A 3,907-nucleotide genomic window follows, 5' to 3' on the forward strand; every position below is an offset into this window, starting at 1 on the left:
ACGGGAAGCGCCAATAAATCAGCGCTTCCCTTGATGTTGCGGTCCTTATTCTCGGTAGAGTTGGATAGGATCTCGCAAATCCAGTCGGGCACTCACTATAACGGACGTTTTCCTCCGCTATTTCTGGATGGGCAATAGCGAGTATACCTATGCGAACCCTCGGTCAGCAGCGGGCGCTTCGGGTTCCCGAGCGCCGGTTTCGCTGCTGGCAATGAAGATAGCCGCATCTCGCGCCAAGGCTGCGAGGAGCTCTGACGGGACATCGTCGCTGGCCTGCGCGAGGCTTTGGGCGCGCATGATGAGCGTCGCATCATCGGGTTGTAACTGGCCCGCGGGCAGAGCCTCGGCGTAGAGCCAGACGGCGGCCTTGCTGGGCTCAGGCGGCCGGTCTTGTCCGCTGCGCAGGGCGGCGGCATTGAGCAGGGCGCCGAGCAGCAGGTCCGCGGCAGTTGCAAGGCAGCCCTGGCCGAGCAGGACTTCAGCGGCTTCTAGCCTCTGGCGGGCACGGTGGAGCAGCGGTGGCTCCGCAGGGCCCACGGGCGCCGTGGCCGCCGGGGCCTGGTAGAGCGCCTCGGCGCCTGCGGTGGGCGAAGCGGCGCCGAGGCGCTCGAGCCCGCGCAATGTGCGGCGGTCGATGAGGGCGATGGGGACCTGCTCCGAGATGCCCGCGGCCCGGGCGTCATCGGCGTCGTCCACCTGATCGAGCACCACCAGCAGGCCGCTGCGGGCACCAAGAATGCGCGCGATCCGGTTGCCGAAGTCGCGCTGGAGCACATCGATACAGCGGCGCACCTCCTTGCCCAGCCCGGCCTTCGCGAGCTCCGAGTCCGGCGGCAGCACATCGGCGGCCTCTACAGCGGCGTCGGCGGCTGTCGCGGGCTCGGGAAGCGCATCGGCGGCGGTGTCCTCGTGCAGGTCGGGCGGGGCGGGCCGCTCATGTTGGGCATTTTTGTCGGCCAAGTCCTCGGCCAGTACCTCGGCAAGGCGCTTGGACATGCCCACCACGTCCTCGGCGGCATCGGCGTCCACCACGTTGTCGAAGAGGTCGCGCTTGCCCTGCACCAGGCCGAGCACTTGGTCCTCGTAGGCATCGGCGGCCACCAGGTGGATGACTTGGACCTTGCTCTGCTGGCCGAGGCGGTGGATCCGGGCGACGCGCTGGTCCAGTACGGCGGGGTTCCAAGGAATATCCAGGTTCACCAGCAGCGATGCGCACTGCAGATTCAGCCCTGTGCCGCCGGCGTCGGTGGAGATGAAGACTTGGCAGGCGTCGTCATTATGGAAGCGGTCCATCAGCGCTCCGCGCTTGGCGCTCGGGACGCCGCCGTGCAGGCGCACGCAGCCGAGGCCCATGCGCCGGACCAGATCCTCCACCATCTCGCCCATCTGCGCCCATTGGGAGAAGACGACGGCCTTGAGCCCCGCGAGCTGGCAGCCGTCTTCCAGGATGCTGGCCAGCTCGTCGAGCTTCGGCGAGCCTTTGGTCTCTTTGTCCACCAGGCCCGCGGCATTGCAGGCCATGCGGGCGCGCTGCAGTGCGGCCATCATGCGGTTTTGCTCGGCGGGCGTCAGCGGCCGGCGCTTGACGATCTGGGCGAGCCGCCCGGCGGTGTTGAGGGCATCGTCGTGGATCTCCGCCTGCTTCGGTGACAGGGGCACGTCCCGACGCTGCTCGATGCGGTCCGGCAGCTGCTCGCGCACCAAGGCGCGGTCGCGGCGGAGCATCACGGGCGCGAGCCGGCGGCGCAGCTCCGAGAGGTTGCGGTAGCCCAGCACCTTGCCGCGCTCGTCGGTGATGTGGAAGTCCGCGAGATAGCGCCACAGCGGCCCGAGCACCCGCGGGTCCACCACCTGCATCAGGCTGTAGAGGTCCTCGAGGCGATTCTCCAGCGGCGTGCCCGTCAGCACGAAGGCGTACCGGGACGGAATGCGCTTGATGGCGGTGGCGATCTTGGTGCGCCAATTCTTGATGCGCTGGGCCTCGTCGAGGATGAGCAGGTCCGGTGCCAGCGTCTCGTTGATGACGCTCAGATCCCGCAGCACCAGCTCGTAGTTGATGATGTAGAAGCCGCTGCCTCTGCGGTACTGCACCGCGCGCGCCTCGGCCGGCCCCTGCACCAAGTGGGCCTCGGCACCGGTGAAGCGCTCGATCTCGCGCCGCCATTGGAACTTGAGCGACGCCGGACAGACGATGAGCGCGCGCTCGACGTTCTCGTTGCGGTGCAGCCAGTAAGCAGCGGCGATGGCCTGGAGCGTCTTGCCGAGGCCCATGTCGTCCGCAAGCAGGGCGCGACCGCGCCCGGCCAGAAAGGCGACGCCGTCCACTTGGTAAGGATAGAGTCGCGCGCGGATCTCTGGCAGCCGGCCGCCGCTGTCGCGGATGCGTTGGCCGATCTCCCGGGCGCGCAGCTCGCGGGCGGCGTCGTCTGCGAGGCGGCGGGCGAAGCCCAGGGCATCGTCGCCGATGAGCAGGTCGTCGCCGCCGTGCTGCTCGGCGAAGGCCTGGAATTCGTCCGGCAGCCGGCCGCGGAAGGCGCCGTCGGCGTCGAACCACTGCTTCAGGACGGGCGCCAGCTGCGCGGGTATCTCCGTGGCGCGGTGCAGGCGGATGCGCGGGGCGTCGTCGCGCTGCCAGTCCAGGTAGACGTAACACCTGGGCGCCGGCTGGTTGCGGATTTGCTTGAAGTCTTTGCGCTTGCCGATGCGGTGCAGCACTGCCTCGATGTGCTTGCAGGTGCCGAGCTGGTTGGTGGCGAAGTCCGGACAGGTGCAATGGTTGGCGCGCTCGGTCAACGAGCGGATCTGCACCTGCCAGGTGGACTGAATGGGGCTCGCGCCGGTGCCGATGGAGCGTGCGCGCCAGGAGCCGAACCAGGGGGCTTGGGCATCTGCGCCGTCGTCTCCACCGACGGGCTCCACCCGCACCTCAGCCCGTCCGCGCTTGATGCGCTCGTCGATGGCGGCGGCTACCGCATCGCCCAGATGGGCGTCCATGGGCTCGGCGGTGCCGAAGCCGAGCAGCGCGGCCAGCGCGTGCACGCAGAGCCCGTCGCTAGCGTCCCCGCCTGTGTCTCTGTTTGCGTTCAGGCCGTCGCAGTCGCAGGCGGCGCAGAGGTTGCCGTCGGCGTCGTAGCCCAGGGACAGGCTCAGGTGCTCCTCGCTGTCCTCGTCCTCTACCTCCGCATGCAGCATGTCCTCAAAGAGCTCCACCCGCAGCACGCGCTTGTCCTGGGCATGGCGCCAGGCCCGGCGCAGCAGGGCCTCGTCGGACAACGCCTGCAGCTCTTCACTGTCGAACAGGAAGTCGGCCGCGGTGGCGCCGGTGGGTGCGGTCTGCGGCATGGGCTCCTCCGATGGGCATGGCTCTTTGGTGATTGCCCGCGGGCGAGTCCGGCTTCGCTGGCGCTCAGCGCCGACCTACGGAGGGCGCTGTAGGTCAGTGCCGACGCCGGGAGGCCCGACAGGGGCTTCGCGCACTAATCCCAGCTCAGCGCCCCGCCGGTCTGGTACTCGGTGACCCGGGTCTCGAAGAAGTTCTTCTCCTTCTTGAGGTCCAGCACCTCGCTCATCCACGGGAAGGGATTGCTGACGCCCGGGTACTGCTCCGGCAGGCCGATCTGCGCGCAGCGGCGGTTGGCGATGAACTGGAGGTATTCCTCGAACATGGGCGCGTTCAGGCCGAGCACGCCTCGGGGCATGGTGTCGTGGGCATACTGCGCCTCCAGCGCCACGGCCTCGCGGATCATGGTGACGAGCTCCTGCTTGAAGGCCTCGGTCCAGACGTGCGGGTTCTCGATCTTGATCTGGTTGATGACGTCGATGCCGAAGTTCATGTGCATGGACTCGTCGCGCAGGATGTACTGGAACTGCTCGGCGGTGCCGGTCATCTTGTTGCGCCGGCCCATGG

General features: G+C 68.2%; 2 protein-coding genes. Both read right to left on the reverse strand.

The window, feature by feature from the left end; genetic code table 11:
• Positions 1 to 147: 147 nt before the first annotated feature.
• Positions 148 to 3,342, reverse strand: coding sequence for a DEAD/DEAH box helicase (locus tag I6U14_RS06845; protein ID WP_296897955.1), 3,195 nt, complete (start codon positions 3,340 to 3,342; stop codon positions 148 to 150).
• Between the two features lie 134 nt (positions 3,343 to 3,476).
• A partial coding sequence (locus I6U14_RS06850) for a ribonucleotide-diphosphate reductase subunit beta (protein ID WP_296897958.1) occupies positions 3,477 to 3,907 on the reverse strand: 431 nt, incomplete at its 5' end.

The organism is Thiohalocapsa sp. (genome assembly GCF_019695415.1).
In the GTDB taxonomy this organism is placed as follows: Bacteria; Pseudomonadota; Gammaproteobacteria; order Chromatiales; family Chromatiaceae; genus Thiohalocapsa.

Excerpts from the sequence above, each read along its gene's own strand:
- I6U14_RS06845 (WP_296897955.1), bottom strand. The coding sequence starts at position 3,342 with ATGCCGCAGACCGCACCCACCGGCGCCACCGCGGCCGACTTCCTGTTC.